Source organism: Gilvimarinus sp. F26214L (assembly GCF_054401055.1).
The window spans coordinates 1-26,454 of the sequence record NZ_JBTIYG010000013.1; the positions used below are offsets into that span (position 1 = coordinate 1).

21 protein-coding genes are annotated in these 26,454 nt (G+C 56.3%); 2 read left to right on the plus strand and 19 right to left on the minus strand.

The genetic code is table 11. The annotated features are described in order from the left end of the window. The coding region (locus ACURWW_RS13640; protein WP_458618500.1) for an IS110 family transposase at positions 1 to 668 on the plus strand (668 nt) is incomplete at its 5' end. A 251-nt stretch (positions 669 to 919) separates the two neighbouring features. On the opposite strand, the gene recG is transcribed toward ACURWW_RS13640, so the two are convergent. Both recG and ACURWW_RS13650 read right to left on the minus strand, forming a co-directional pair. Beyond that, positions 920 to 3,022 (minus strand): ATP-dependent DNA helicase RecG, encoded by a 2,103-nt coding sequence (gene recG / locus ACURWW_RS13645; RefSeq protein ID WP_445617557.1) that lies wholly within the window; start codon positions 3,020 to 3,022, stop codon positions 920 to 922. A gap of 2 nt (positions 3,023 to 3,024) precedes the next feature. Then, entirely contained in the window at positions 3,025 to 3,954 is a 930-nt protein-coding gene (locus tag ACURWW_RS13650) for a hydrogen peroxide-inducible genes activator (RefSeq protein WP_445617558.1), read from the minus strand. 69 nt (positions 3,955 to 4,023) lie between these two features. On the opposite strand from ACURWW_RS13650, the gene ACURWW_RS13655 reads away from it, so the two are divergent. After that, a complete protein-coding gene (locus ACURWW_RS13655) occupies positions 4,024 to 4,842 on the plus strand; it encodes an NAD(P)H-binding protein (RefSeq protein ID WP_458618501.1) in 819 nt (272 codons plus the stop codon). Here the strand turns inward: ACURWW_RS13655 and ACURWW_RS13660 are convergent. The 17 genes from ACURWW_RS13660 to ACURWW_RS13740 all read right to left on the minus strand — a co-directional run bounded on the left by ACURWW_RS13660 (position 4,826) and on the right by ACURWW_RS13740 (position 26,450). Continuing rightward, positions 4,826 to 7,279: a sulfatase-like hydrolase/transferase gene (locus ACURWW_RS13660; protein WP_445617560.1), complete on the minus strand. Its 2,454-nt coding sequence runs from the start codon at positions 7,277 to 7,279 to the stop codon at positions 4,826 to 4,828. The genes ACURWW_RS13655 and ACURWW_RS13660 overlap by 17 nt on opposite strands. Before the next feature lie 115 nt (positions 7,280 to 7,394). Beyond that, positions 7,395 to 7,778 carry a RidA family protein gene (locus ACURWW_RS13665; RefSeq protein ID WP_445617561.1) on the minus strand — a complete coding sequence of 128 codons (384 nt, stop codon included), beginning with the start codon at positions 7,776 to 7,778 and terminating at the stop codon, positions 7,395 to 7,397. A gap of 75 nt (positions 7,779 to 7,853) precedes the next feature. Beyond that, positions 7,854 to 9,971 carry a bifunctional GTP diphosphokinase/guanosine-3',5'-bis pyrophosphate 3'-pyrophosphohydrolase gene (spoT, locus tag ACURWW_RS13670; RefSeq protein WP_445617562.1) on the minus strand — a complete coding sequence of 706 codons (2,118 nt, stop codon included), beginning with the start codon at positions 9,969 to 9,971 and terminating at the stop codon, positions 7,854 to 7,856. 53 nt (positions 9,972 to 10,024) lie between these two features. Then, complete coding sequence (gene rpoZ, locus ACURWW_RS13675) at positions 10,025 to 10,279, minus strand: DNA-directed RNA polymerase subunit omega (RefSeq protein WP_445617563.1); 255 nt, start codon at positions 10,277 to 10,279, stop codon at positions 10,025 to 10,027. Positions 10,280 to 10,469: 190 nt separating this feature from the next. Continuing rightward, positions 10,470 to 11,108: a guanylate kinase gene (gene gmk, locus ACURWW_RS13680; protein ID WP_445617564.1), complete on the minus strand. Its 639-nt coding sequence runs from the start codon at positions 11,106 to 11,108 to the stop codon at positions 10,470 to 10,472. Positions 11,109 to 11,259: 151 nt separating this feature from the next. Further along, on the minus strand, positions 11,260 to 12,009 hold the full coding sequence (locus ACURWW_RS13685) for an acyltransferase family protein (protein ID WP_445617565.1): 750 nt from the start codon (positions 12,007 to 12,009) through the stop codon (positions 11,260 to 11,262). After that, positions 11,967 to 12,311, minus strand: coding sequence for an acyltransferase family protein (locus tag ACURWW_RS13690; protein WP_445617566.1), 345 nt, complete (start codon positions 12,309 to 12,311; stop codon positions 11,967 to 11,969). The genes ACURWW_RS13685 and ACURWW_RS13690 overlap by 43 nt, the downstream gene beginning before the upstream one ends. A gap of 106 nt (positions 12,312 to 12,417) precedes the next feature. Further along, positions 12,418 to 13,581 (minus strand): glycosyltransferase family 4 protein, encoded by a 1,164-nt coding sequence (locus tag ACURWW_RS13695; protein WP_445617567.1) that lies wholly within the window; start codon positions 13,579 to 13,581, stop codon positions 12,418 to 12,420. Positions 13,582 to 13,610: 29 nt separating this feature from the next. After that, positions 13,611 to 14,498, minus strand: coding sequence for a GDP-mannose 4,6-dehydratase (locus ACURWW_RS13700; protein WP_445617568.1), 888 nt, complete (start codon positions 14,496 to 14,498; stop codon positions 13,611 to 13,613). A gap of 11 nt (positions 14,499 to 14,509) precedes the next feature. Continuing rightward, a complete protein-coding gene (gene gmd / locus ACURWW_RS13705; RefSeq protein WP_445617569.1) occupies positions 14,510 to 15,541 on the minus strand; it encodes a GDP-mannose 4,6-dehydratase in 1,032 nt (343 codons plus the stop codon). Between the two features lie 66 nt (positions 15,542 to 15,607). Then, positions 15,608 to 17,803 carry a hypothetical protein gene (locus tag ACURWW_RS13710; protein WP_445617570.1) on the minus strand — a complete coding sequence of 732 codons (2,196 nt, stop codon included), beginning with the start codon at positions 17,801 to 17,803 and terminating at the stop codon, positions 15,608 to 15,610. Further along, a complete protein-coding gene (locus tag ACURWW_RS13715) occupies positions 17,803 to 18,666 on the minus strand; it encodes a hypothetical protein (protein WP_445617571.1) in 864 nt (287 codons plus the stop codon). The genes ACURWW_RS13710 and ACURWW_RS13715 overlap by 1 nt, the downstream gene beginning before the upstream one ends. 1 nt (position 18,667) lies before the next feature. After that, positions 18,668 to 19,309 (minus strand): class I SAM-dependent methyltransferase, encoded by a 642-nt coding sequence (locus ACURWW_RS13720; protein ID WP_445617572.1) that lies wholly within the window; start codon positions 19,307 to 19,309, stop codon positions 18,668 to 18,670. Then, positions 19,306 to 20,295, minus strand: coding sequence for a glycosyltransferase family 2 protein (locus ACURWW_RS13725; protein ID WP_445617573.1), 990 nt, complete (start codon positions 20,293 to 20,295; stop codon positions 19,306 to 19,308). Before ACURWW_RS13725 ends, ACURWW_RS13720 begins: the two co-directional genes overlap by 4 nt. Beyond that, entirely contained in the window at positions 20,264 to 24,058 is a 3,795-nt protein-coding gene (locus tag ACURWW_RS13730; protein ID WP_445617574.1) for a glycosyltransferase, read from the minus strand. Before ACURWW_RS13730 ends, ACURWW_RS13725 begins: the two co-directional genes overlap by 32 nt. Next, a complete protein-coding gene (locus ACURWW_RS13735) occupies positions 24,049 to 25,251 on the minus strand; it encodes a class I SAM-dependent methyltransferase (RefSeq protein ID WP_445617575.1) in 1,203 nt (400 codons plus the stop codon). Before ACURWW_RS13735 ends, ACURWW_RS13730 begins: the two co-directional genes overlap by 10 nt. Then, positions 25,248 to 26,450 carry an ABC transporter ATP-binding protein gene (locus ACURWW_RS13740; protein WP_445617576.1) on the minus strand — a complete coding sequence of 401 codons (1,203 nt, stop codon included), beginning with the start codon at positions 26,448 to 26,450 and terminating at the stop codon, positions 25,248 to 25,250. The genes ACURWW_RS13735 and ACURWW_RS13740 overlap by 4 nt, the downstream gene beginning before the upstream one ends. Positions 26,451 to 26,454: the final 4 nt, after the last annotated feature.

Below are 26,454 nucleotides of genomic sequence, written 5' to 3' on the forward strand. Positions count from 1 at the left end.
ATAGCGTTGTAATTGCCCGCTTTTTGGCCGACCGCCAGCATCAACCGTGGCAGCCGGAAGCGCCGGAGATCCGCCATCTGAAGGCCATGCTAGTGCGTCTACACGCGTTAGATACGGACCTTCAGCGGGAACAGAATCGATTAGAGAAGGCAGAGATCCAGAACGTGTCCGCCCGGGTGGAAGAATCGATTCGCGGCATGATCCAAGCGCTGACCGAAGAGCGAAAACGACTGAAACGCGAGATCGACGACCACATTGACGGCAGTCCCGGCCTAAAACAGGACCGGCAGCTGCTGGAGAGCATCCCGGGGATCGGTGTCGTCCTGTCGACCGAATTGCTGGCCATGCTGCGCAGCCGCGACTTCAACAGCGCGGGCCAGAGCGCTGCCTTCGTCGGCCTGGTACCGATCATGGTCCAGTCAGGCACATCGGTCGATCAGCGGCCACGCTTGAGCAAAGCGGGGGCCGGTCGACTACGCAGCAAACTGTACATGGGGGCCGTCGTCGCGATTCGCCACAACCCGCTCATCCAGCAGCAGTACGAACGCTTGCTCGCACGAGGAAAGGCCAAAATGAGCGCTCTTGGTGCCGCCATGCGTAAACTGGTGCAGATCGCCTTTGGTGTTTTGAAACACCAAACCGCATACGACCCGCATTGGGCAACATAGCCCGTTGCGGGAAGTTAGGGCAGATGGTATCTACCCGAAGCCCGCCCATCCCGACGCCCCGTAGGTTGGGTTAGCGAAGCGTAACCCAACAAAAACATAAACCCGCTCCGAAACCCGATACCTACGTTGGTTGGGTTAGCGCAGCGTAACCCAACAAAAACGCAACCCGCACCAAAGCCCGATACCTACGTAGGTTGGGTTAGCGAAGCGTAACCCAACAATCCGTGCTTCACACGAGTTCCGCACCCGATTCAAACCCCACCATACTCCTGCCCCCGTCCCACCCAGCGACGGGTCAGCGCATTGCTCAGCTCAGGCCGCTGCTGCAACTCCACCGCGAGCGCCCTAACCTTCCCGAGCAGGTGCGCGTCCCTTTGCAGGTCCGCCACCTTGAACTGCAACTGCCCGGTTTGCCGGGTTCCCAGTACTTCCCCGGGCCCGCGAATCTCCAGATCCTTCTCCGCAATCACGAATCCATCATTGCTGCTGCGCATCACCTGCAGGCGCGCCTTCGCCGTGGTGGACAGGGGCGAACCGTACAGCAGCACACAATGACTGGCCGCCGAACCGCGCCCCACCCTGCCGCGAAGCTGGTGCAACTGGGCCAGGCCCAATCGCTCGGGGTTCTCGATAATCATCAAACTCGCGTTGGGCACATCGACCCCGACTTCGATCACCGTGGTCGCCACTAGCAAATCTATGGCCCCGTCTTTGAAGGCGTCCATGATCCGCTCTTTTTCCTGGGGCTTCACCCGCCCGTGCAACAGTGCCACCCGCAAATGGGGCAGGGCCGCACTCAACTCCTCCGCCGTCGCCTCGGCGGCCTGGGCTTCCAGCACTTCGGATTCTTCGATCAAGGTGCACACCCAATAGGCCTGGCGTTTGTGCCGGCAGGCTTCACTCACCCGTTCCACCACCTGCGCGCGTCGTTCATTGCTGATCACCACGGTCTCCACCGGGCTGCGGCCGGGCGGAAGTTCGTCGATCACCGAACAATCCAGATCCGCGTACGCGCTCATGGCCAAAGTGCGGGGTATGGGGGTGGCGGTCATGATCAATTGGTGGGGCAATAAACTCTCGCCTTCCTGCTGGCGGGCGTTGCGCAGGCTCAGACGTTGCTGGACGCCAAAGCGGTGCTGCTCATCGATAATGATCAGGCCCAGGTTGGCGAAGGCCACATCGCTTTGAATCAGCGCGTGGGTGCCAATAACGACTTTCGCCTCATCGTCTGCGACCCGGGCCAGCTGGCGGCGTTTTTCCGCCGCCTTTTGCCGGCCCGTTAGCGCCGCCACTTCAATGCCCAAAGGGCTCAGCCAATTGTCAAAGTTCAGACGGTGCTGCTCCGCCAGGATTTCCGTGGGCGCCATCAGGGCCGCCTGAGTCCCGCTGGCCACCGCCTGCAATGCCGCCAGGGCGGCGACCAGCGTTTTACCGGAGCCCACATCGCCTTGCACCAGTCGCAGCATGGGAAATGGTCGGGCAAGGTCCTCGGCAATTTCGGAAGCGACGCGAAGTTGGGCTCCGGTCAGCGGAAAGGGCAGCGATTTCAGAAAGGTTTCGCGCAGGTGATCTCGCTGCAAGGGCTGAGAGCGGTGGCGTTGAATGCGGGCGCGCACCTTCAGCAAGCTCAGGTGGTGAGCCAGCAGTTCCTCAAATGCCAGCCGCTGCTGACAGGGGTGCTGGCCTTCCAGCAATTCATTGAGCGGTGCGTCCCGGGGCGGCGCGTGCAGAAAATGCAGCGCTTCCAGAAGGCTGATGGCCTTGGGGCGCTTCTCGGTAAAGTCGCTCAACAGCTCCGGGACGTTCTCTTCATTGGCCATTCCCAGGGCCTGCTGAATCAGCTTGCGCAGGCGTTGCTGGCCGAGTCCCTCGGTGGTCGGATACACCGGGGTCAGAGTCTGTTCCAGACTTTCTTCCGCGCTGCCGCCGTCCAGGAAGGTGTACTCGGGATGATAGAACTCCAGGCCCGCCGCACCCCGCCGGGCCTCGCCATAACAGCGCAGGCGGCGGCCGGTTTTCAGGCCCTCCTTCTGGGCGTTGCTGAAGTGGTAAAAGCGCAGGGCCACCGAGCCCGTGCCGTCCTGGATTACACACAACAGACTGCGACGACCGCGGTAGACCACCTCGCAACCGCGCACCTCCCCCTCGACCACCGCCTCCATGTTGGGCTGAAGCGATCCCAATGGCGTGATCCGGGTACGGTCCTGGTAACGAAGGGGTAAGTGAAAGACCAGATCCTGCACGCTGAAAAGCTCGAGCTTCGCCAGTTTGCCGGCCAGGCTGTCTCCCACCCCCTTGAGAAGGTTAACGGGAACGTCCTGCAGCAGTTTGCGGGTACCGGTCGCGCTCTCCATGGTCAGTCGCCCTGAACGGACTCCACGGGTTTGCGGCACTGCTGAATTGCTTCGCGCACCACGTCGATGGCCTTCAACCGCGGATAGCTGGCGCGCCACGCCAGAGCGACCGTGCGCGACGGTCCGGGTTCGGCGAAGGGCCGCGTGGCCAGCAGATTGTCCGCGTACTGGCTGGTGACCGCCGCGCTCAGGGGCAGAATCGTAATCCCGAGACCTGACACCACCATGTGCTTAAGTGTTTCGAGGGAGCTGCCTTCCGCTGCGGTCCGCACCTGGTGGGCAGACTCGCGGGAAGGTTCAAGGTTAGGACAGGCCTCCAGCACCTGATCCCGGAAGCAGTGTCCCTCCCCCAGCAGTAGCACGTTGTAGGGGTTCAGATCGCCGGGTTTGATTTCGTCTTGTTTCGTGAGCGGATGATTGTGGGGCATCAGCACCACAAAGGGTTCGTCGTACAGTGGCTGGGTCACCACGTCCGCCTCGGTGAACGGCAGGGAAATGATGATTGCGTCCAGTTCGCCGTTGCGCAGTCGCGCCCGCAAGGTGGCGGTATAGCTTTCCTCCACGTACAAGGGCATGTCTGTTGCGAGGTTTTGCAGTACCGGAATGAACTGGGGGAACAAGTAGGGGCCGATGGTGAAAATTGCGCCCACATGGAGCGGGCTGCTGAGTTGGTCGCGACCGGAACTGGCGATGTCCTTGATGGCGGCGGTTTGCTCCAGTACCAATTGCGCCTGCTGGACGATGCGCTCACCCAGCGGTGTCGGATGCACCCGGGACTTGCTGCGCTCGAAGATGGGCACGCCCAGCTCTTCCTCGAGCTTTTTCACCGCAATGCTCAGTGTGGGCTGGGAAACGAAGCAGCGCTCGGCGGCGCGGCCGAAGTGCTGCTCCCGGGCAAGAGTGACAATATAACGGAGTTCTGTCAGAGTCATAACTCTACCATTAGTCAAAACCTATTGATCGCGATGATAACAAAGATTCTGTTAATTGGATGCGGCGACGTGGCCATTCGTCTGGCAGACCAACTCGGCGATGACTACGCCTGCCACGGTCTGCGCCGTCACACGGACAAGCTGCCTCCGACCATCCGGCCCATTGCCTGGGACCTGGATCAACACGAGGGTTTGGCCGAGCGGATCGGGGGCTTTGATGTGGTGGTGATCACTCTGGTACCTGGCAGCCGCGACGAGGCCGGTTACCGGCGCACCTATGTGGAGAACTTAAGAGCAATCCTCGCCGCGCTGGAAGCGTCCCCGCGCAAGCCCAGACAGGTGATCTTCGTCTCCAGCACCAGTGTCTACGGTCAGAGTCAGGGCGAGTGGATCGATGAAGGCTCGACCACTGAACCCGTAAATTTCAGAGGCAAACTGATACTGGCAGGTGAAGAGATCCTGCGCCGCAGCACCCTCCCCCACTGCGTCGTCCGCTTCTCAGGTATTTATGGTCCCGGGCGCGAGCGGCTTCTGGGGCAGGTGGCCCAAGGCAAGCGCAGCCCCAGGGCGAACGAGTTCAGCAACCGCATTCACAGCGAGGATTGTGCGGGATTTCTGGCCCACATTATCAGGCGCACCCTTGCGGGGCAGGACACCGCGGCGACCTACCTGGCCAGCGACTGCGAGCCGGTGCCATTGGCGGTGGTCGAAGACTGGCTCGCGGAGCGGATGCAGGTTCAGCTTCCCGCTGTCACCGCGCAGTCGGCGGGCGGCAAGCGGTGCAGGAATCACGCTTTGCTGGAGAGCGGATATGAGTTCCGCTACCCCACCTTTCGTGAAGGCTACAAGGATATGCTCGAAAACTCGGGCATCACCGGGCGGTCATGACCAGGTCGGCGGCTGGCCGCGGCGGGAGGAAGTTTTTGACCCGCACGGCCAAGGTGGACTCTGAAACTCCCAGCCATTCACTTTTAGTCCCGTCCGGTGAAAGGAACGCAATATAGGGCTGTCGAAACCCAATCTCCTGCCATTTTTCCAGCTTCAATCCTGCAAATAGCGAATCGTAATCAACTTCGCGGTCACACCAGGCGCTATCGAAAGCAACGACGGCGAATGCTCCATACTCACCACGACTAGTTTCGGCAATCTCACCGAAAGAGGAACCAAGGTCGAGGGCCTCGGGATCCACGTGCGGCGCCTGCGGCTCACAAGTATCGACGTGTTTCAGCTTGACTGGAGCGGTTTGGGTAGCGAACCCGACCAGCGTCAGCCCTCGCCGGAACTTCAGGCGTTCGACCTTGCCTTCCTGGACGTACTCGACGAATGATGGGCCCGCGAACTGCCCGGAGGAACGCATTATGATGTCGCCACTCCAGCTCTGGGAATCATCGACAACCAATTGCGGTACTTCAATCATTCCATACTTCGAAACCGTCCGCGCCGCACTGAGCCTTGCGACCACTAAATCCTTATCTGCCGAGTCGTCACCCATGCTCTTCAGGAGTTCCGCTTTGGAAATCAGAAAGCCCTCCGTCAAGTCCCAAACCGGAAGATCCGCAGCACCCGGACTGCCCGTGGTAAAACACCAGCGCGACCTGGTCGTTGCTGGTTCCCGATGTGGGTTGGCAAACGCACGAATCTTCGCACACCGGTCTGCCCACAGAATGGGGCGGTCATAATTGCCCGCCTCAATGTGATCCTCCAGAGTTTTGGAGCCGGTAAACTCGAACAGTACTTCATCGACCACGCCGTCGCGATCGAGAGTAAAGAGCGCCGGAAGCTTGATAGATCCGGTTCCGAGCACCACCGCTCCCGCTTCGGCATTGAATGCCATACCGTAATCGAGCTGCGGGTAACTCCACAACTGGTCGACGAAACCCTTTTGATTCCTGAGGAAGGCCGCAAAATCGCCTTTGCTTGATGCAAGCGTCGGCTCGTCGTCCAGGAGGCTTCGGCCGAAGCCGAGCGACGGGCGCTCCACACCCATGACATCGAGGACTGTTGCGCCGTTATCCAGGGCCGACCCTGGCTTGTGAATCCTGGCGGGGGTTTTATTTTCGGGATCAAGAATTACCAGCAGGTTACGACGCTCGCGCTGTTGCAGCATGTTTGAGGCCGTGTTCCCCATAGCCAGGTGATCGGAGGCCACGACAACCAGCGTGTTCTGGCCATGTTTACTATTGCGAACGTAGTCGACAAAATCCGCAATCTGTTTGTCAGCACAGTGGACCGCATTGAGCATGGGGTTGTCGCCATTGCCGTATACCACTCCTTCACATTCCCGCGACACGTGCCCTTCGGGGCTGTGGGTATCCAGAGTCAGCATGAACAAGCCGAAGGGTTCATCCCGGGATGCCAGCGCCGAAAATTCCTCCTTCGCCAGCCGGAACAGGGTGTCGTCATAGACGCCCCAGTGCGAGGTGTAGTCCTTCTCGCCACTTTCCTGAAGGAGCGCATTTTTTCCGCGTACCTTGTGGAAACCGTGAGAGTTGTAGAAGGCCCCCTTGCCGGAAAACTGCAAGGATGCCCCACCCATATAAGACAGGGAATAACCCTGCTCGCTCAGCAGATCTCCGAGGCAGGTAGCATTGGGAAGAAAGCGGTCCAGGCCCGACATCGCATTGCCGTGTGAGGATGTGAGCAGGGGCAGTCCACACTGGTTGGCAACCATTCCGGCAATGGTCCACCCGGTGGGGCCGACCTGGCGAATGTCCGTGAAGCTCAGCCCCTGCTCCTCCAGCGCTGCGATGTTGGGTGCGAGACCTGGGAACAGGTCCTGATCGAGATAGGTTCTTTCGAGGCTTTCGAGATACACGAAAACCAGGTTCTTTTTGTTCTCAAGCGCCAGCTGGGGCATCCGGAAATCTTGTGGAGCCTGCACCGGCTGCGCCGCTCCCGAAGATTGGCCAAACAGGGTGTAGAAATCCTGCGCAGCCGGATTGCTGACCACCGCCGCCACGGCCAAAGAGCCCACCAAAGACCATGAATACAGGGTGCCCGGACTACGCTGGCGGGTGATCGTCCGATAGACCAGAAAGGCGGCTGCCAAGACGGTGGCGACGTAAATGCCGGTGAGCATCATTTGGGGGAGGTATGCCGAAAAGCCGGCACCTTCCAAACCAACCTTGAGGTGATAAATCACCGATTCGTCTATGCCGTGACCCGTGAACACACTGGCGGCGACATAAGCGCCGTCAAGGAGCAAAATGGACACAAACAACAAGGCGGCGCCGAGAGCCGTACTCTTCCGGGACCATTTTTTTTTGCAGACATATACCACTGCTGCGGCCAAAACCGCAGAAAGAACGAGAAAAACGTTATCCATTACCGCACGCGAGAATTAAAGGTTGTTGATTTTGCCGCGCGACCCGGCGCATGAGACCGAATCCGACGAGAGCGCAGGAACGCCTTCAGAGCGAAACCGCCTGGGGAGCGGGCATTCAGATCACCATCACCCCATCAGCCTCTACCTGGGCACCTTTGGGCAACTCCTTGACGCCCACTGCCGCCCGGGCCGGGTACGGTGCCTGGAAGTACTCGGCCATCACCTCGTTCACCGTAGCGAAGTTGCCGAGATCCGTCAGATAGATATTCAGCTTCACGATGTCCTGCAGGGTGCCATTGGCGGCCTCGCAGACGGCGCGCAGATTCTTGAACACCTGATGGGCCTGATCGGCAAAGGAGCCTTCCACCAGGGTCATGGATTGGGGATTCAGAGGGATTTGTCCGGAGAGGTAAACCGTGTTGTTTACCTTCACTGCCTGGGAGTAAGTCCCGATCGCTTCCGGTGCGTTTTCCGTGTTGATTATGGCTTTGTTGGTCATAGCAGTGCCCCTGGGCTAAAAAGAAAGCCGCCAGCCCACGGGCGTGAACTGGCGACAGACAAGTCTTCAGTATAGTTAATTTTTAATGCGGTTGATCCGGATCACCGGACCCATGATCCGCACCCGGCGCATTACGTTGGCCAGGTGAATCCGGTTGCGAACGCCCAGGCAGAGAGTAATCACGCTGTTGTGCGCGTCCCGCTCGTCCACCTTGATCTGTTCGATGCTCGCCTTCTGCTCGCTGATGCGGGTGGCCAGGGAGGCGATGATGCCCCGTTCCGATTCCACCTCCACCCGGATGTCCACCAGGAACTCCCCGCTCACGGAGGGAGCCCAGTTCACGTGGCTGATTTTTTCCGGGTTGTGGCGGATCTCGGCGATGTTGTGGCAGTTCTCCTGGTGGATCACCAGCCCCCGGCCGGTGCTGATGTGGCCGAGGATCGGGTCCCCGGGTATGGGCCGGCAGCAACGGGCAAAGCTCACCACCATTCCTTCGGTGGAATCGATGGTCAGCGGTGAGTAGATGTTGGCGGCCTTTTCCTGTTCGGTGCTGGCCTGGGGCACCAGCATCTTGGCGATGGGGAAGGCAATGCGGTTGCCCAGGCCAATGTCTTCCAGAATCTCGTCCAGGGAGCGGGCGTGGGTTTCCTTCAGCAGCTTCTGCACCTGCTCGTCAGTGAGCTTCTCGATACTGCTTCCCGCATTGGCCAAGGCGCGGTTGAGGATGCGGTGGCCCAGCTCGATGGACTGAGTGTGCAGCTGATTCTTCAGAAAGTGGCGAATGCCGCTGCGGGCCTTGCCGGATACCACAAAGTTGAGCCAATTGTGGTTGGGCTGGGCGCCGGGCGAGGTAATGATGGTGACCCGCTGCCCGCTCTCCAGCGGCTGGGACAGGGGCGCCAGCCGGTCGTTGATCCGGCAGGCCACACAGTGGTTGCCGATATCGGTGTGCACGGCATAGGCGAAGTCCACCGGCGTCGCACCTGCTGGCAGCTCCACGATCTTGCCCTTGGGGGTGAAGACGTACACCTCGTCGGGGAAAAGGTCGATCTTCACGTTCTCGATGAATTCGAGGGAATTGCCGGCGCGCTGCTGCATTTCCAGCAGGCCCTGCACCCATTGCCGGGCCCGGGCCTGGCTGCCCGCAACCACGTCACTGTCCTGGGATTTGTAAAGCCAGTGAGCGGCGATCCCGCTGTTGGCCATCTCGTCCATCTCCTTGGTGCGGATCTGCACCTCGATGGGCACGCCGTGCATGCCCACCAGCACCGTGTGCAGGGACTGGTAGCCGTTGGCCTTGGGGATGGCGATGTAGTCCTTGAACTCGTTGATTACCGGCTTGTACAGGTTGTGAATGGCGCCCAGCACCCGGTAGCAGTTGTCCACGGAGTCCACGATGATGCGGAAGGCGTAGACGTCCATGATCTCCTTGAAGGACTTTTTCTTGGCGCGCATCTTCTGATAGATGCTGTACAGGTGCTTCTCGCGGCCGATCACCAGCGCGTTGATTCCGTCCCGCTCCAGTCGGAACTCGATGGCTTTCTGGATCTTCTCCACCAGCTCCTTGCGGTTGCCGCGCACCGTGTTCAGCGCCGCCTGCAAGCGGCGGGCACGCAAGGGGTACATGGCGCTGAATCCCCGGTCCTCGTACTCGACGCGCATGTCATTCATGCCCAGCCGGTGGGCGATGGGCGCATAGATTTCGATGGTTTCCTTGGCGATGCGGCGCTTCTTGTCCGGGCTCAGGGAGTTGAGGGTGCGCATGTTGTGCAGGCGGTCGGCCAGCTTGACCAGGATCACGCGGATGTCCTTGGCCATGGCCAATGCCATCTTCTGGAAGTTCTCGGCCTGCTTCTCGGCCTGGGATTCGCTCTCGAACTGGGTCAGCTTACTGACGCCGTCTACCAGATTGGCGACCGTCACGCCGAACTGCTCGGACAGGGCTCTTTTGCTAACGCCGGTGTCTTCAATGACATCGTGCAACAGCGCCGCCACCAGACTCTGGTGATCCATGTGAATGGCGGAGAGGATGTTGGCGACAGCCAGGGGGTGGGTTATGTAGGGCTCGCCGCTGCGACGGTACTGGCCATCGTGGGCCTGCTCCGCGTAATAGTACGCGCGGCGGACCTGGTCGATCTGGGAGGGCTCAAGATAGGAGGAGAGTCTGTGACCCAGCGCGTCAATGGTTTGCAACGCTTCCTCCTCTCCTGCAGCCCCGCGCGCTCGGCGCGAGGCGTGCCTGGAACTTACTCTGCTTCGGGTTCGGGATTGGGGACCTCAACAATTTCTTCCACTTCGTCCGGTTGACTCAGGACGGCCTCATCGATCAAACCTTCGCTGATCTCGCGCAGCGCGATCACGGTCGGTTTGTCATTCTCGCGGGGGACCATCGGGTCCTTGCCGCCGACCGCCAATTGACGGGCTCGCTTGCTGCCCACGATCACCAGTTCAAAACGGTTATCTACGTGTTCCAGACAATCTTCTACAGTGATGCGTGCCATGATGTGGTTCCTGCTGTGGCGGTCCAGCCTGTCATTTGTGACAGTCAAACCGGTCAAATGTTGTACTGTGTGGTTAGCCGCGCCGGGACGGGAGCGCGCGAGAATCCGGCGCCGGGGCCGGAGTTCGGGGACCGACCAGTTTACGCCAAAAGGACTCTCCGGGACAAGGAGTGCCTAGGCGGGCGCGGCCTCAGGTCAGCAAATCCCTGATCAACTGCTCCTGCCGCTGACTCTGGCTGCTCAACCTCAGCCGTACGGAACGTACGATGGACTGGAGGTCGGCCAGCGCTTCTTCGAACACGTCGTTGATGACCAGATACTGGCACTCGGCATAGTGGCTCATCTCCTCCCGAGCCTCCGCGAGCCTGCGCTCGATTACCGAGGCGTCATCCTGGCCGCGCCCTGTCAGGCGGCCCCGGAGGGTCTCCCGCGAGGGCGGCAGTATGAAGATGCTGACGGTTTCCGGCATCAACCGGCGGATCTGGGCGGCGCCCTGCCAGTCGATCTCGAGAATCACATCCGACCCTTCCGCCAGGGTCTGCTCCACCCAGCCCTGGGAGGTTCCATACAGGTTGCCGAACACGTCCGCGTGTTCCAGGAAGGCATTGTTCAGGAGCATATCCTCGAAGGCCTGGCGCGTCACAAAGTGATAATTGACCCCGTCCACCTCTCCGGGACGGATTGCGCGGGTTGTGTGGGACACGGAAACACGGAGGCCCCGGGTACTGTCGACTAGCGCCTTGACCAGGCTGGTCTTCCCGGCGCCGGACGGGGCAGAGATCGTAAAGAGGGTGCCCTGCGGTGCTGCTGAGCTCTTCGCTGCGGTCATGGATTGTAGGATCTGAGCGGGTGGTGAGTGTGGCGTTCATTATACGGAAGCCGGGAGGGAATTCCTCCCGGGTTGGAACAATCGCCGGTCAAAGGGCTGTTTGTACAATTCGATTCCGGGCTGCGTGGGGTCGATTGCTTTGGTGAACATGTCACCCCTGGCTTTGCACAACTGCGCTTCCGGAGCGCCCACCGCGCGCTTGACCTACCGTTCCTTTCGGGCCTTTGATCAACACCCCTCGGAAAACCGCCAACACCCCATCCACGCACGCGCGAGCTGGTCGCAAAGCAAGCAGAAATGTCGCTCCCACTGCCAGCGAGACGAGTATCATAACCTGCAGGTCGCCCTCCACCAGGCGGTAAACGTGTTTGGATTCTGCAAACCTAACCACCATTCCGTGAAGCACGTAGGGGTACAAACTGTAGATTCCGACCCAGGCCCAAATAGTCCAACGCTTTGGAGCAAGCACTATAACGCTGAGGCAACTCGCTGCGCTGACAAGGTAGATGCCGAATCGGATTGCAATCCCGTCAATCCACTCCTTATCGAAATGGCCATAATGATAACTGCCATACAGCCATCTAACGGACGCTTGCTCAGATCCATACCACGCAAAAAATCCGGCGGCTATCAAGATAGAAATGGCGATGACTTTCGAATACTGAATGGAAGGCAAACAAAGCTTGCCTTGACGTGCAAGCGCGCCGGCCACGAAGAATGGCAAAAACACGAGGATGCGGGAAAGAGAAAAATAATAACCGATGTGATTGGTAACCCCAGCGAGTAGCCCGACGACAACCGCGGTTGCCAGAGGCCAGCGAAGCTGCAACCAAATGGGTAGTATCATTCGCCAGATGATTAGCGCAAAAAAATACCAGAGAAGCCAGTAAGGCCTGAACACAATAGCTTCCAGGAGCCGCCCGTCAGTACTGAGTCCAGCGTCGTATAGGCGAGCTCGAAGACGATATACGGAATGACCAGCCCGCTGAGAATACCAATGTGTTCCTTTTCGCCATGGTGTGAGGCCGACAGATATCCGGAAACGGCGATGAACAAGGGCATGTGAAAAATGTAAAGGAACCAGTAAAGCCACGCAGACAAATCGGAACGTGCGATCAATGGTTCGATGGCATGCCCCACTACAACACAGAAAATAAGTATGCCTTTGATGTTGTCGATATGGTCGTTCCGCTTATTGTTCATTATTACTCCAGGCTCTCCGTCAGGAATTCTGTAGGACGACTGGAAACTAAGTTTGAATATCATACGGAAGCTGAGCGAAAACTTCGCCCCGCTCGGATAGTCAGACTCAAATGATTCTATTGTAAACGTCCACGGTGCGAGCGGCCGTGTCGCTCCAGCTAAACCGGTGAATTTCCGGTATATGGCTATCCGACCACTCCAAAGCGGCTCGCAGCTCGTCTGAAAAATCCGATTCCGGATTCACCAGAAACGTGTCGCTCCCAGCGATCTCCTTTGTGGCGCCTCGGTCGCTGGTCAATACAGGGACGCCCGAGGCACGAGCCTCCGCAACCGGCAGTCCAAAACCTTCGTAGAAGGACGGATAGGCAAACAGCTTTGCGCCGGACACAAGCCGCACCAGATCCGTTTTTGACACCCGGCCGGTCAATATCACCCGCGCTTCGTCCAGTCCCGAAACCAGTTGCTCCAGTTCCCGATTCTTCCAGCCCTTCCCGCCGGCGAGAACCAACGGTACGTCCCGTCGCAGAGAGGTGGGCAGTGCACGGTAAGCCCGGACCAGAGCGGGAAGGTTTTTGCGCGGTTCCAGGGTTGCCACTGAGAGAATATAACTCCCGTGTACCAGGCCCCACTGTTCAAGCGTGGGAGCGGTTTCCGCCGAATCTCGGGGCCGAAAGTCATCGTCGACCCCATTGTGGACGGCGGTGGTTTTGCCCTCGGCTTCCGGATGAATCTCGCAGAGCTCCTGTCGGGCAAACTCGCTGACCGTGATGATATGGCTTGCCTTCTTTACCGCCTCCGGCAGACAACGATCAAGAAAGGCAACCCTTTCCTGAGGGTGGTACTGAGGAAAACGAACATGAGACATATCGTGAACAGTCAGAACGTTCGGCCCCTTGTAAGGCAACGGAATATAATTGGGTTCGTGGTACAGGTCCGCAGGCGGCAACCGGCTCTTTCTTGATGCCTGCCACTCGAGATAAGCCTGCCGCCCCCGATAAACGCCCGGCACGCTCCGCAAGAACGGTTTTAGCCTCGCCACAATGCCAGTGCCAAAGATAGGTCCGCTGGGCACGCTTGCCTCTTCCCGAACCTCTCCCTCTTCCAACAAGGTGTGGATGGCGTCACCACGCAGCGCCCTCCCGTGATACCAGGCACCGCCAATTTCGACCTTCGGATGGGATCGGTAGAGTTCGCGCAACAGGTGCTCGGTGTAATAGCCGATTCCAGTGCGCGGGTGGATCAATGAATCCAGTCTAATCAATAACTTCATTGGTAAAACTTCAGTAGAGGAACGAGCGGCTAAGCAGCCCCGGTAAACATGTCGTGGAGGGTTTGGCCGAATGGAATGCGGCCAATCGGGCCCAATATCTTCTCCAAACGCGAAGGGTCCCCGGCAAGTACCGGGATTTCGTTGGCTCGCACGAAAGCGGGGTTCACGGAAACATCGATTTCATAACCAGCGATATTGGACATCATGTCGAGAACCGCGCGGAGGGCGACGGGTTTGCCCGAACACACGTTAACTCTTTGGCCGATAACATCCGATTGAAGCAGCCCCATGTAGGCTGCAACCACATCTCGGACATCCGAAAAATCCCGGCTGACATCCAGATTCCCGAGTTCAATCTCGCGTTTTCCATCGCGAAAGTGACCGACGATTTTCGGAATCAAAAACCGGGAGTGCTGGCCCGGCCCCGTGTAGTTGAACGGGCGGGTAATGACAATGGGCAGATCGGAAAACCGGGTCGCCACCATATGCTCCATCGCCAACTTGCTGCATGCATAATGGTTTACTGGTGCGGGACAATAATCTTCCGTTACCCGGGAAACACTTGGAGTGCCGTACACGTTCGCGCTGCTCGCGACCAAAATCCTGGAGGGTCGCTTCGGACACTGAGCCAGGGCATCCAGCAGATTCATGGTCCCCAGCACATTAACACCGTAAAACTCTTCGGGGCTGCCATGGGCTACAAAGGAAAGTGCCGCCAAATGCACAACCCAGTCAGGCGCAATATCGGCCACCATTTTCCGGGTTTCCTCCGCATCACGCAGGTCGCAGGCGATGGTCTGGTCTCCGCTCTCCACAGAGTGGCCAAGCCCAACGACCACGCAGCCTTCCCGTTCCAGCGCCGAGACCAGGTAACGACCGGTAAAGCCGTTTGCGCCGGTAATCAATACCTTCTTCATCCAGGACACCGTCAGAACGAGAAGCCGCGATCGACGCGCTTCAGATCGGATTCCACCATCATCCGACAGAGTTCTTCCAGGCTTGTTTTCGGCTCCCAGCCAAGCTCCTTGCGCGCCTTGCTTGGATCGCCAATCAGCAGGTCCACTTCGGCAGGTCGGTAAAAGGCGGGATTGATGCGCACGATTGTTTTGCCCGTGTCCGCGTCGAGGCCCTTCTCGTCCTCGCCACTACCTTGCCAATCGATGTTGATGTCGGCGGCTTTCGCAGCCATGCTCACGAAATCCCGCACGGTCTCTGTTCGGTTTGTGGCGAGTACATAGGTATCGGGCTGATCCGCCTGCAGAATACGCCACATTCCTTCTACATACTCTTTGGCATAGCCCCAGTCCCGTTTGGCATCAAGGTTACCCAGTTCCAGACAATCAAGTTGCCCCAGCTTTATACGGGCGATGCCGTCCGTAATCTTGCGCGTGACAAACTCACGACCGCGAAGTGGCGACTCATGGTTAAACAAGATCCCGCTGCTGCCGAAAATCCCGTGGGACTCGCGGTAGTTCACCGTCATCCAGTGGGCATACAGTTTTGCGACCCCATAGGGGCTGCGTGGGTAGAACCGAGTTTCTTCAGTCTGCGGTATCGACTGCACCTTACCAAACATCTCGGAAGTGGAAGCCTGGTAGTACCGGATAGCAGGATTAACGATGCGAATAGCCTCCAGCAGGTTGACCGCACCAAGGCCGGTGATCTCTCCAGTCGTAATCGGTTGATCAAAAGACACACCCACAAAGCTCTGCGCGGCGAGGTTATACACCTCCGTCGCTCCGGTGCTTTGCAGCAGCCTAATACTAGCGGACAGATCCGTCAGGTCGTACTCGACGAGGTGAAGATTCTCGTGATCCTCTATTCCCAGCTCCTGGATGCGCCAGAAGTTAACGGAGCTGGTGCGGCGATAGGCGCCGTAGACTGTGTAGCCCTTGTCCAGCAGCATTTCAGCCAAGTAGGCGCCGTCTTGGCCCGTAATACCTGTGATGATTGCTTTCATACAACTCCCCAATTTATTCTGTAACCAGCTTGTGAACGTCAGAAACCCAAAGAACGCCCATAGGAGCTATGCTCCGTCCGCTTCAGCAACTGGTACGAGCTTGTATCCTCGTAACACAACCTCGTCGCTTGGGCCGACAAATAACCTGATTTCCAAATCGAGTACATCCACAGGCAAATGTATGGTGGACTCTACGATTCGTTCACTTTTCTGTGGACTCAACTCGAATCTCGCGTGCTGCACCGTTCCGCTGCTCGACGCGAGGTCTAGCCAGCTGGCGGAGGATGAGCCGATTTCGCCATCGACGATTAGCCTGTAAGCACCGGCCCGCATATGGACGTAGGGACCAAAATGAAGAAATCCGGCAGCACCGCTGCTATTTAGCGTGCCATCTGCCCAGACGCCCACTTGGCTAGACGACTGGCGGGTAATCGCCGGTATATCGAGGCAGTAAGGAGGGAGACAAAACGTACTGGCAATCCGTCGAAGCCGAATCTCGGGTTCAAGTGCGGACAATTCCGGCTTGAGTCGAACCACAGCGTAAAACTGGCGCTTCGCGATCTGAACATGGCCTGACAGTTCAAGCTCCTCAATTGCTGGTCCTAACACGCGTCGAAACTGAGTAGATCCTGGCCAAGCGTGCGCCCCTGAGAGCGTATCAATATACGGAAGCACAACCGATTCGGCCTCGCCTGCAGCGAGAAGTGCAACAATACGCTCCGAGAACTTGGCGTCTACGCTCGACATCGGAAACTGGCGCATGTACGTTGGCCAATGTGCTCTTGCCTTCGCCAGGTTCTTGTCTCCCCCGATGTTGTACGTGACTACATCGAGCCGCGAAGCCCAGTAGTTCACTAGAAAATCATTTCTCCAGGGAAGAAATGCAACTAGCTCACCAGGCGAAACTAATGTTTTCAGGCTCTCGACAAGCTCGGCCTCGATATCGAAAAACATTTTCCTATTGGATATTCCCTTTTTTAGCTGAGTTACTGGATCAGGAAGGCTCAATAAAGCGACGAACAACAACAGCGCAACGCTGATTCTTCGTTCTCCGTAACCCAAGGCAAGAACAAGAAGCATCCATAAGCCAAGGCTACACAAAGCCATCCACCTATAGCTTGCTCGCATATTATTGAACCCAGGCAACCTACTCGAAAGAACGGCTGATCCCGTTGGAGCTATCGCCTGGTCAGCTTTCATCATGGGACTTTCTTGTTCCGGCGGTTTCTCAGAGTTGATCTTGAGAGAGGGACCTAGCGCCATGTAAAATCCAAACACACTGATCACCGCGAGTCCCACTACTACGGTTTTACGTTTTCGAATCGTTTTTGCTGCCGCGACAGCGGCAATAGCCAGTGGCAACAGAAAGGTGGTGTTCCAAACCGAAGCATCGCCAAACAAAACCGTTGGTGACCTAGCCACACTAAATCCGAACAAATCCGGAACTAGAAGTATCCCCTTGGTTGGCAAAACAAAGAACGACAAATCCAGGCCCCAGCCGCGGAAGAAATCGAGAGGTGCGGGTGCAAATGCCACCTTCCCGATGTAGCTCGCATACAGCATGTACGCGAAAGCGAACGACGCCACATGAATTGGGAGTGATCTACGAAGTGTATGAGCACGATACTTTCCGTCGGATGAAACCCATGTCCACCCTACAAACAGTGAAGAACCGGCTGCAAAAAAAATGAAGCTATAACCATCCATGAAAACAGAGATCGAGCAAATAAGTGGGTACAGGGCGTACCATCCTACTCGTGCCTTTTCGACCGGTTCGTCGGCGAAAACCTTCAGAGTAAACAAAAAATAAAATGGCAGGAGCCCGATTCCGATAGAGAGCATTGAATAGCTAGCATGAGCCCACGTGATCGGCAGTAGCATCCAAGCAAGGGCAGCCACCAGCGAGTGCCAACGCGGCGCTTGGAAGTGCCGCGCAACAAAATAACTGCCGAAAAAGGAGATCATGGACCAAAACGCTACCATCCCGGCGTATGCATCAGCGGCGGCGGCTCCAAGCTTCATAAAAAGGGCCGCTACAATAGCTCCCGAAAGACCGAATGCAATTGGAGCTGGTTCAGGGGCCCCTATGTTGTCGGCGTAGATAGATAACGAGCCATTGATAAATGATTGGGAAAAACCGGTCGACCACACGGCTTGCCCCAGCGTGGGTATGGCGAGCCCGGGGATGGCCGCGTATACCACAAGGACCAATCCTAGCGATAGGAGAATCGTTGAAGCAAACACTAGCGCGTTATCTTTCATTAGCTCTTGTGCCTCTCCCTCGCCACTGAGGTCGCGGCTATATAAAAAATCAAATCTCCAGCGACGGTTATTGCACGAGTAAGGACGATGGCAAGCAGTAAGCTAGCCTCATCAACGTGCTGGCCGACTAGTATCAATAGTACGCTCTCGCGCACGCCGAGTCCGGCTGGAGCACCAGGTGTCGCGAACCCCAAAAGCCAAGCTATGATGTAGCCTGACATCAACAAAATAGAGACACTTGGTTGATCCACATCCGAGATAGTTAGCATCACGAGCAGAAAAATTGCCCCAGAAATTGATAGAAAGATCAAGTGAGCCGCAAAAGCGCGCCCGCCCGTATCGTCTAGTACTTTCCGGACAACAACGAAGAAAAAGGGAAGGAGTAAAGCAAACAACGATGCGGCAAGCCAAATGGGGAAACCCGGCCAAAGAGCTGACAAGACCAGAGGGGTAAAACTAGCCCCGGCTATGGCCAAAAGCGCCAGCTCATAAAACGCTGATTCTGCAAGAGGACGTGCGGGAATATCGGCTCCCATTCCAATGGCTTGGCGGCTGGCGACATGGAACACATTCCCAGGAATGTACTTGGCGAGCTGAGACATACCGTACGCTTTGAATGCCCAGAAGGTCGACACATAAACACGACGAAACTCGAGAAGCGACTTCCAAGCGTTGGAAAGCAGACAGTTTGAGCAACCGTATACAGCCGCCAGCCCAAAAAAGATCAGCCAACTCGAAAAGCCAATATGGCTACGCTCGATGGAGTGGCCGTACTGGCGCAATCGCAACATCAAAAAGATAATGCCGATTAGCCCGAGTACGCCACCTCCAAAGCGTAACAATTGTTTTGTCCCAATATTCATGTCACGAAGGCTGCTGCTTCTGACGGCACAATAGCATGGTCCACGGCAAAGGTCGTCGTATCTCTGTCACCTCGAAATAACGACTAACTAATCCTACAAATTTTTTCGTGGACCAATGCTGAACGTGTCCCGGCGTATTGCCGAGCTCGCAAATGTACTTGGCACGCGCTAGGTTAAGCACTCTCCACAACGGTTCGCGGGGAACGCTGAGAATCAGATGATGGGGCGTGCAGCGCTGAAGTGCCTCGAGTCCGGCTTCCGGCGAATCGAGGTGTTCAAGCACCTCACAACAGACGACGAGGTCCGCGGAATCGTCCTTCCCTAGGTCATACACGCTCTTAACTGAAAATGCGGAGGAGTTAACGCCTTTCGTGGTCGCGTTGGATTTCGCCAATGAAATTACTCTCTCTGAGAAATCGCTTCCCCTAGCCTCCACCCCTTTATCAAGCCAATCCAGCACCCAATACCCTTCTCCACAACCTACCTCGTGAATCGTTCGTGGGTTCACTTGAGAAACAAAACCCGCCAGCGTTGATTCGAACCCGTCCATGATCCACTTAACGAGCGGATTCTCCGAGCCGTACTTATCGTAGGCGTTGCCCACAACGACTCCGTCTTCTTCGATGCCGTGCGAAATTTTCATACTTCCAGCCCCTTTCTTGTACGTGCTCGCTCTATCGACTGGCTGGGGGAAGGCGGAGTGTTTTTCCGTAATTGCACGCGAATATCTTCAAGCAGCTTCCGGTTGGCAGACATGAGATCGGCTAAAAAAGCAAAAAGAAGAGTGATAAAGCCCATGTTGAGTAGTACACCTCCCAAAATGAGCGACTGGATATGTCCGTCTCCGTCGCCCTGAACGTAGAACGACAGAAAGCGAATTCCCACCAATAATCCCGCGATAAACAGAGCCGCCCCAACGGAACCGAATATTCGGAAAGGGCGGTATATCACGAAGATTCGTATAATCGTAAAAATGCTCTTCTTTATGTACGACGGTATGCTTTTCAACAAGCGTGACGGTCGCAGGTCCTCATTTACCGAGATGGGGACCGATGTCACTGCCATATTCTTCTGTCCAGCTTGGATGATGGTCTCGAGGGTGTACGTGTAATCGTTAAAGACCACCAGGTGTTGCGCGGCTGTACGACTGAAAGCTCGAAATCCGCTTGGAGCGTCAGGAATATCGGTATTGCTGGCCATTCTGACGACCCAGCTCCCAAGCTTCTGCAGCAGTTTTTTTGAAGCTGAAAAATGCTCTATCGCTTCGATTGGCCGTGCACCGACGACTATATCCGCGTTACCATCGAGTATCGGCGTGGTTAGGGTAGGAATATCCTCCGCCCTATACTGGTTATCCGCGTCGGTATTAACAACGACATCCGCGCCGAGCTCAAGGCAAGCGTTAAGGCCGGTCATAAATCCTCGTGCAAGCCCTTGATTATGAGTATGACGGACGATATGATCGACTCCGTTTCTCTGTGCGACATCTACGGTACCGTCCGTGCTTCCGTCGTCGATAACTAACCACTCAACGATATCGAAACCCGGTACATCCCGCGGAAGCGCAGCTAGTGCAACGGTCAAGGTTTCAGCTTCGTTATAGCACGGGATCTGTATGATCAGTTTCAACTAACTTCTCCAAACGTTTTTGGTTGCGTTCATTAGTTCGAGCTCGAGAGGCGGTCTGCTGGTTCACCGCGAGCCCTAGAAGCCACGAGGCGCTTTCGTCCCAGCTAAGCACATTGATCTCTCCGAAACTTGGATGCTGATTGGTCTCGTATAGTGCGGTCCATTGAAGGAGTCTCGAAGCGAGTTCCGTATCGTCGGCGAAATAGGAGGCGCCGCATCCGGCAACTTCCCGAAAAACCGGAATATCTCGCGCCATGATAGGCAGTCCGTGGTGCGCCGCTTCAAGCAGCGGCAATCCAAACCCTTCGCCGTAAGAGGCTGCGATCAAACAGGAGCATCCTTGGTAGATTTCCCGCAAGAAGGCGTCGTCTGCCGCGTCAAACCAGAATAGGCGCTTCCCGAGCTCCGGGTGACACATCAGCCTTTCCACGAGGGCCTCGACCAGCCAGCCTTGCTTGCCCACTATTACCAGAGTCACGGGGCGGCCCTCCGACCACAAGCGCTCGAAGGCCTCCAATGTTGCCTTGTGGCCTTTCCTAGGTTCGATTGTCCCGACCATTAAGAAACTGGTAGAGGCGCGGATCCGTTCAAGCTCGCCGGTCAACTTCACTGTATGAGGCAAGTCCGACCCCATAGTTAAGGGACTAAAATCGGCTCCCAGGTGAAACCACTCAATCGAAAATCCGGGCTCAACTGGCACCTGGTCCTGTTCTAGCCAGCTTCTAAACTCATCTGCAACTGACCGAGAAATGCAAATCACTCCATCGCAAGCTGCGACGCTCCGAAGCCAGCGTGTAAACTGCTCTTGCGCGCCAACCGGAAACGTATGAGGAAGGGTTGTGCAAAGCAGGTCGTATACTACGAACAGAACTCTAACGCCTGCTCGTCGCATGCGTTGAAGGTAGGCGCTTTGTGCCGGAATGACGTTGGGTTGTAAATCAAGGCCGACAAAAACGTCACCGGAGCGGTAAGAAACCGGATCATCGGTTAGAACGTCCGGACAGCCGATGAACTGAAGCGTGAACTCTTTGGCGTACCTATATCCCTCGGCGTCCGTAAGCGCGTATACGGGCTCCACACGGTAACCTTCCACTTCCTCCGCGAGCCATCGCTCGATGATCTGCCTGACTACCCGTTGAATGCCGGTCCCCGCGTCTCGCTGAATAAGTTCGGATACGTCCACCAAGATCTGTTTGCGCGCGGGTCGCGCTGGAATAGAGCTGTCGATCGCTTGTGCAGCTGTGATCAGATCCTCGTTGTTGAGCCCAGGCGCCTCACTGCTCATGCATCTTGCGAGATCACCGAAACTACGCCTAGTGTTTCTGTGAACCCTTTCGATTGCCTCGAAATACTGATGAGCGCAAGTCGAGGGCCGATGATTACGGTGGAGGTAATCCACCGAACGAGTACTCAACGCTTTCCGCTGATTAGGCGAAGCTTTCAGTGATTCGATAGCGTCGGCAAGGTCGCTTACTTGGAAACTATCTTCAAGCTGCCAAACGCTGTCTATTGGCAGCTCTACCATGCTCCCATTCGCATTGATGATTGTGGGCAAGCCCCAATTCATGCAATCGAGCACAGCCGCAGATGTCTCGCCTCGAGACCGCGTCCTTAGCTGAACGGCAACATCGGCAGCCGCTAGGTAGTGTTCGAAAGTTTTTTGGTCAGTCCATCCTGTAATGCAAATCCCTTCCGCCCGCTCTTCTGCTTGCTGAATACGTTCGAGTACCGATTGACCGAAATCGCCGGAATCATTTTCACCGACAAACAAGAGGCGGCAGCTTCTATCCGCGGCGAGCGATGACGAAAACCAAGCTTCCAAGAGTCGATCAGTCATCTTGTTCGCGCCAATCATTCCAAAGCTGCAGACTAAAAACTCGGACTCGTCAATATTAAGAGCAGCCCGCGCGACGTTTCGTCGTTCAGGGCTTGCCGCGATTAGCGGACGCAACAGGGGAATCAGCTCCCAATCTCTTCCAGCTGGTTCTCCGTACCATGTTCTGGCCAACTGTCGAGAATACTCTGAATGGACGATCACACCGTCTGCCCTTTGCAGCACCTCCAAGTTGCAGGGATACCTCCATACGGTTGCGGCGGGATCACCGCCGCAGAAACGGGACCGCAATGCTGGATAACCATGACTGTTGTATAGAGCGTGCGTCCAGAAGTCTTCGTATCCTCGATTCTCTAGGTCTGAAATAAGCCCAGATAGGAAGAAGTCGTGCAAAACTACGATTCCCGGCACACGCTTTAACAAATCAAACATATGTCCATGAAAAGCCGAGTTGCCGAAATGATAAATTACCCGGTCGAACAGCGAGCTGTTACTTACGAACCAATCAGCCCCGCGAATTGAGCAGTTTGCTTCTATCCAGGGGTCTTCCACCGAGTCCTGCGCTACGATGACGTCGATATCGTAAAACTGTTGGAGTTCGGGGATCAGCACGGAGCTATACCCGCTGATACCGGTTCGTTCGGGAGGCAGCGGAGAGATGTAAGCAAGTCGTGGGCGAGTGGGGATCCTCTGGCGATGAGTTTCTCCCCTATTCGAGACCAGTTCTTCGATGGCGCCTAGCGCCTTCTTAGCAGTCGCTTCCCAGGAAAAACGTCGCGCTTGCACGATCGAGTGCTCCTCGAGCGACTCTCTGAAACTGCTATCTGTAAGCACCTTATCAATGGATCGAGCGATGTCTTTTACACAGTACGGGTCGAAAAGAGCATCTGGTCTTCCAATTACTTCTGGGAGGCTCGACCTGTTGGCACCGATCACTGCTCGACCACAGCTCATCGCTTCAAGAGCCGGCAAACCGAAGCCTTCATGAAGAGAAGGAAACACGAAAGCTTCGGAGGTGTTGTAAAGTCCGATCAAGTCTTGTTCTGAGACAAAACCGGTAAAAACCACTTCGTCATCTTGAAGTCCGAAATTTCGTGCCAGTTCAATAAGACGAGCCTGGTCGTTGGGTTCGATCGAACAGACGATCGCAAGCTGGTGAACTTCGCGAGTTCTCGATGAAAGCAGAGAGTAAGCCTCTATCAGCCCTTCTAAGTTCTTTCGCCAATCCACACCGCCGGTATACATCAAAAACGGCCGGCGTATGCCTGTCCTATCCCATAATGCTCGCCTGTCCGCATCGGTTACAGTAGTTGGTCGGAAACGGCAGCCGGCAGCGGCCGCAATGTTCACAATTGAGGAGGCAGGTATTTGAGCGTACTCACATGCTTCCCGTAAGGTGGAATCAGAGTTGGCTAGCCACAAATCTGCTTGTTTGAGGTGGTACAATTTGCGGCTATACCACTCTTCGATGTAAGGGGCTTTCAGGTAATGTGTTCGATAGATGAGGGGGATGAGGTCGTGCAGGAGTACTACTTGAGGAGTGTCGTCATCGAAGCGTTTTACGCTAGTGACGCATTCACTGTAGAAACCCTCGAAAAGACTTGGCACCACCACTACAGACGGATGCAAGCTTCTAAGGAACGCTTCTCGAATTAGCTCCGAACAAGTCTGTCGGGATCTGTTGGCCGGATCGTTTGCTGCAACCGGACTCAGCCCTTTCCAGATGTAGACTTGGTCAGATGGCAGAACGTCGGAAAACTCTTGCCGAATCGATTGAACGCTTTCAGGCATGGCGTCATTGAGCGCCAGAATGACTTCGTGATCACCGCTATTCAAAACGAGAGACCGCACCAATTCACGGACGTACCGACCGATACCTCTCGTTCCATTCTCACCCTGCAATGCCTGCATATCAATGACTATGCGCACGGAGGATGCTCCTCGTTTCTGTCTCGAGCATCTTTCAACAGGGCATGGATCTCTTTCGCGCGAGCCGTCAACCTTTGCTCCGGCTGATTGTCCTCTCGTACTCGTTCGAGCGTTCCTTTCAACCCTTCGACATCCGTGACTGGTGCGACGGTTCGTCGACGCACGGAACGGACAGCTTTCTCAGCTGCGCTCCGCACCCTCGACCTGAATCCCAACTCCCGTAGCAGCGTAAACTGCAGGAAAAACCATCGAAGTGGTGCGGTTACCCGCCAAGATCGACTGTTGTGTATGGCCTCAAGCTCAGCGTACGCTGAGCTTGCTATCGATTCTGCAGCTTGCGCCCTCTGAAGCGCGCGCTCAACACTACGATCCAAAGTTTGCATACTACGATCAATATGCCTACTTAATGCGTTCAGTCGATTTTCCATGCCGCCGATTTGGGCGCTCATTTGTTTATCGTGGCGAACTGCGAGTTTTGTAAGATTCGTTCCAAACTGCGTTTCAAATGCCTGCTGTGTGGCTTGCAGGGCGGCCGGCAAGCCGGGTTTCTGAGCGATGACCGCGTAATCTGGGCTCACCCCGCCCAGTACGTCGAGAAGGTTTATGACCCTACTATCTAAACGTGGATCTTCCTGAAGCCGTACAATCTTTGCACGTTCGAATCCGTAGTACTCTGGGACGAACGACAGTAGATCTGGCGGGATGGGGCGTCCGTGAGTAGGATCGAGATAAAAGGTGTGGCTACCTACCACCAGATTCTCTGGATTCGGTGTTTCTAGAATTAGCACCCCACCCGGGGTAAGAACGCGAAATGCTTGCCGAATGAGTTCCTGAAGATCGGAAAAAGAGATGTGTTCCGCGATGTGAAAGCCAGAAACCACCGCAAGGCTTTCAACTTCTTGAGCCTTCAGGAATTGAAGAGCATCTTTCTGTTCGACCCCCAGTCCAAGTTGTCGCGCTGCGCGGAGCATGCCTTCGTCTAGATCCGTTCCGTACGCTTCGAAACCGATTTCTTGCGCCACCTCTAGCCACTCCCCACGGCCGCAGCCTAAGTCCGCAGCGCGCTTCGTAGATAGTACATTGAGAAGTGGTTCCACAAACGGACGGTAAACTTCTAGTCTCGATTTAATCAGCTCGCGCGGCCCGCGATGTCTCTCTTCGAAAGCTCGATAAAAATCGTTGTATTCACTCATAAGGAAATCGTCGGTTCGAGCCAGTTGCAACCCTGGAACTCAGTCTTATTTAGGTTGATAACATTAAAGACCAAGGCTAAGTCGCACCACTCATAATTGCTTTTGATGTGCGTGTCGTTCGCATGTAAAGCTGTGCACACAGAGTAAGCTCCCACCCCCAGGTTGCTCTGAAATGCGATCTCGAACTCATGGAGGCTGCCGGGTTCAGGATTTTCGAGGACTTGGCCAGTGTGCCATGTGTTGGTTCCATACATGGTCTGCCCTAGTCGGTCCTTGATCGCATATCCCAGGACGAGACTGTCTATACTCCGATAGACCCTCACCTTCACCCGCAAAATCACTGATTCTCCAACAGCAACGTGATCCACCACCTCGCCCTTGACGTTAAAAAGCGCAATCTCCTCGACCCGCGCCTCGCCAGTACCTGAAGACGTCTGAACCTTGCCGCTCTCGGTCTTACGTACCTTAACCGTGTTGTTTTCCTTCTCCGCAATCAGCGCGTTATAAAAATCCATCACTTCTTCAGGGTTGCCGTCCTTGATGACGGTCCCTTTCTCCAGCAAAAGCGCCCGATCGCAAAGGGCCTGAATCGCGCTGCGATCGTGGGAAACAATCAGCAAAGTCGTTCCCTGCTCCTGAAATTCGCGGATGCGCCGGAAGCTTTTGTGGGAGAAATAGGTATCCCCAACGGAAAGCGCCTCATCCACAATGAGGATCTCCGGTCGCCATGCCGTCGCCACCGCAAACGCAACCCGCACCTGCATGCCGCTGGAGTAGGTGCGCACGGGTTCATCGAAGTAGTGGCCGATCTCGGCAAACGCTTCGATCTCGTCGACGACGGCGTCCACCTGCTCCTGGCCAAAGCCCATGATGGAGGCGGAATGATACACGTTCTGCCGGCCGGTCAGGTCCGGGTTGAAGCCCATGCCCAGTTCCAGAATGGCGGCGATGCGCCCGTTTACGGTCACGCTGCCGCTGGACGGCAGCAGGGTGCCGGTGACGATTTTAAGCAGGGTGCTTTTGCCGGCGCCGTTCTGTCCGACGATGCCGATGGCCTCCCCGGGGCGGACGCTGAAGCTGACGTCCTTCAGAACCCAGGTTTCTTCTGATGGTTTAAAGGGTAGCCCAAACCAGCTGGCGATGCGCTTCCACTCCGAGGAGTAGTTGCGAAACGCTTTGCTCACGCCCTGAACGTTCATGAGG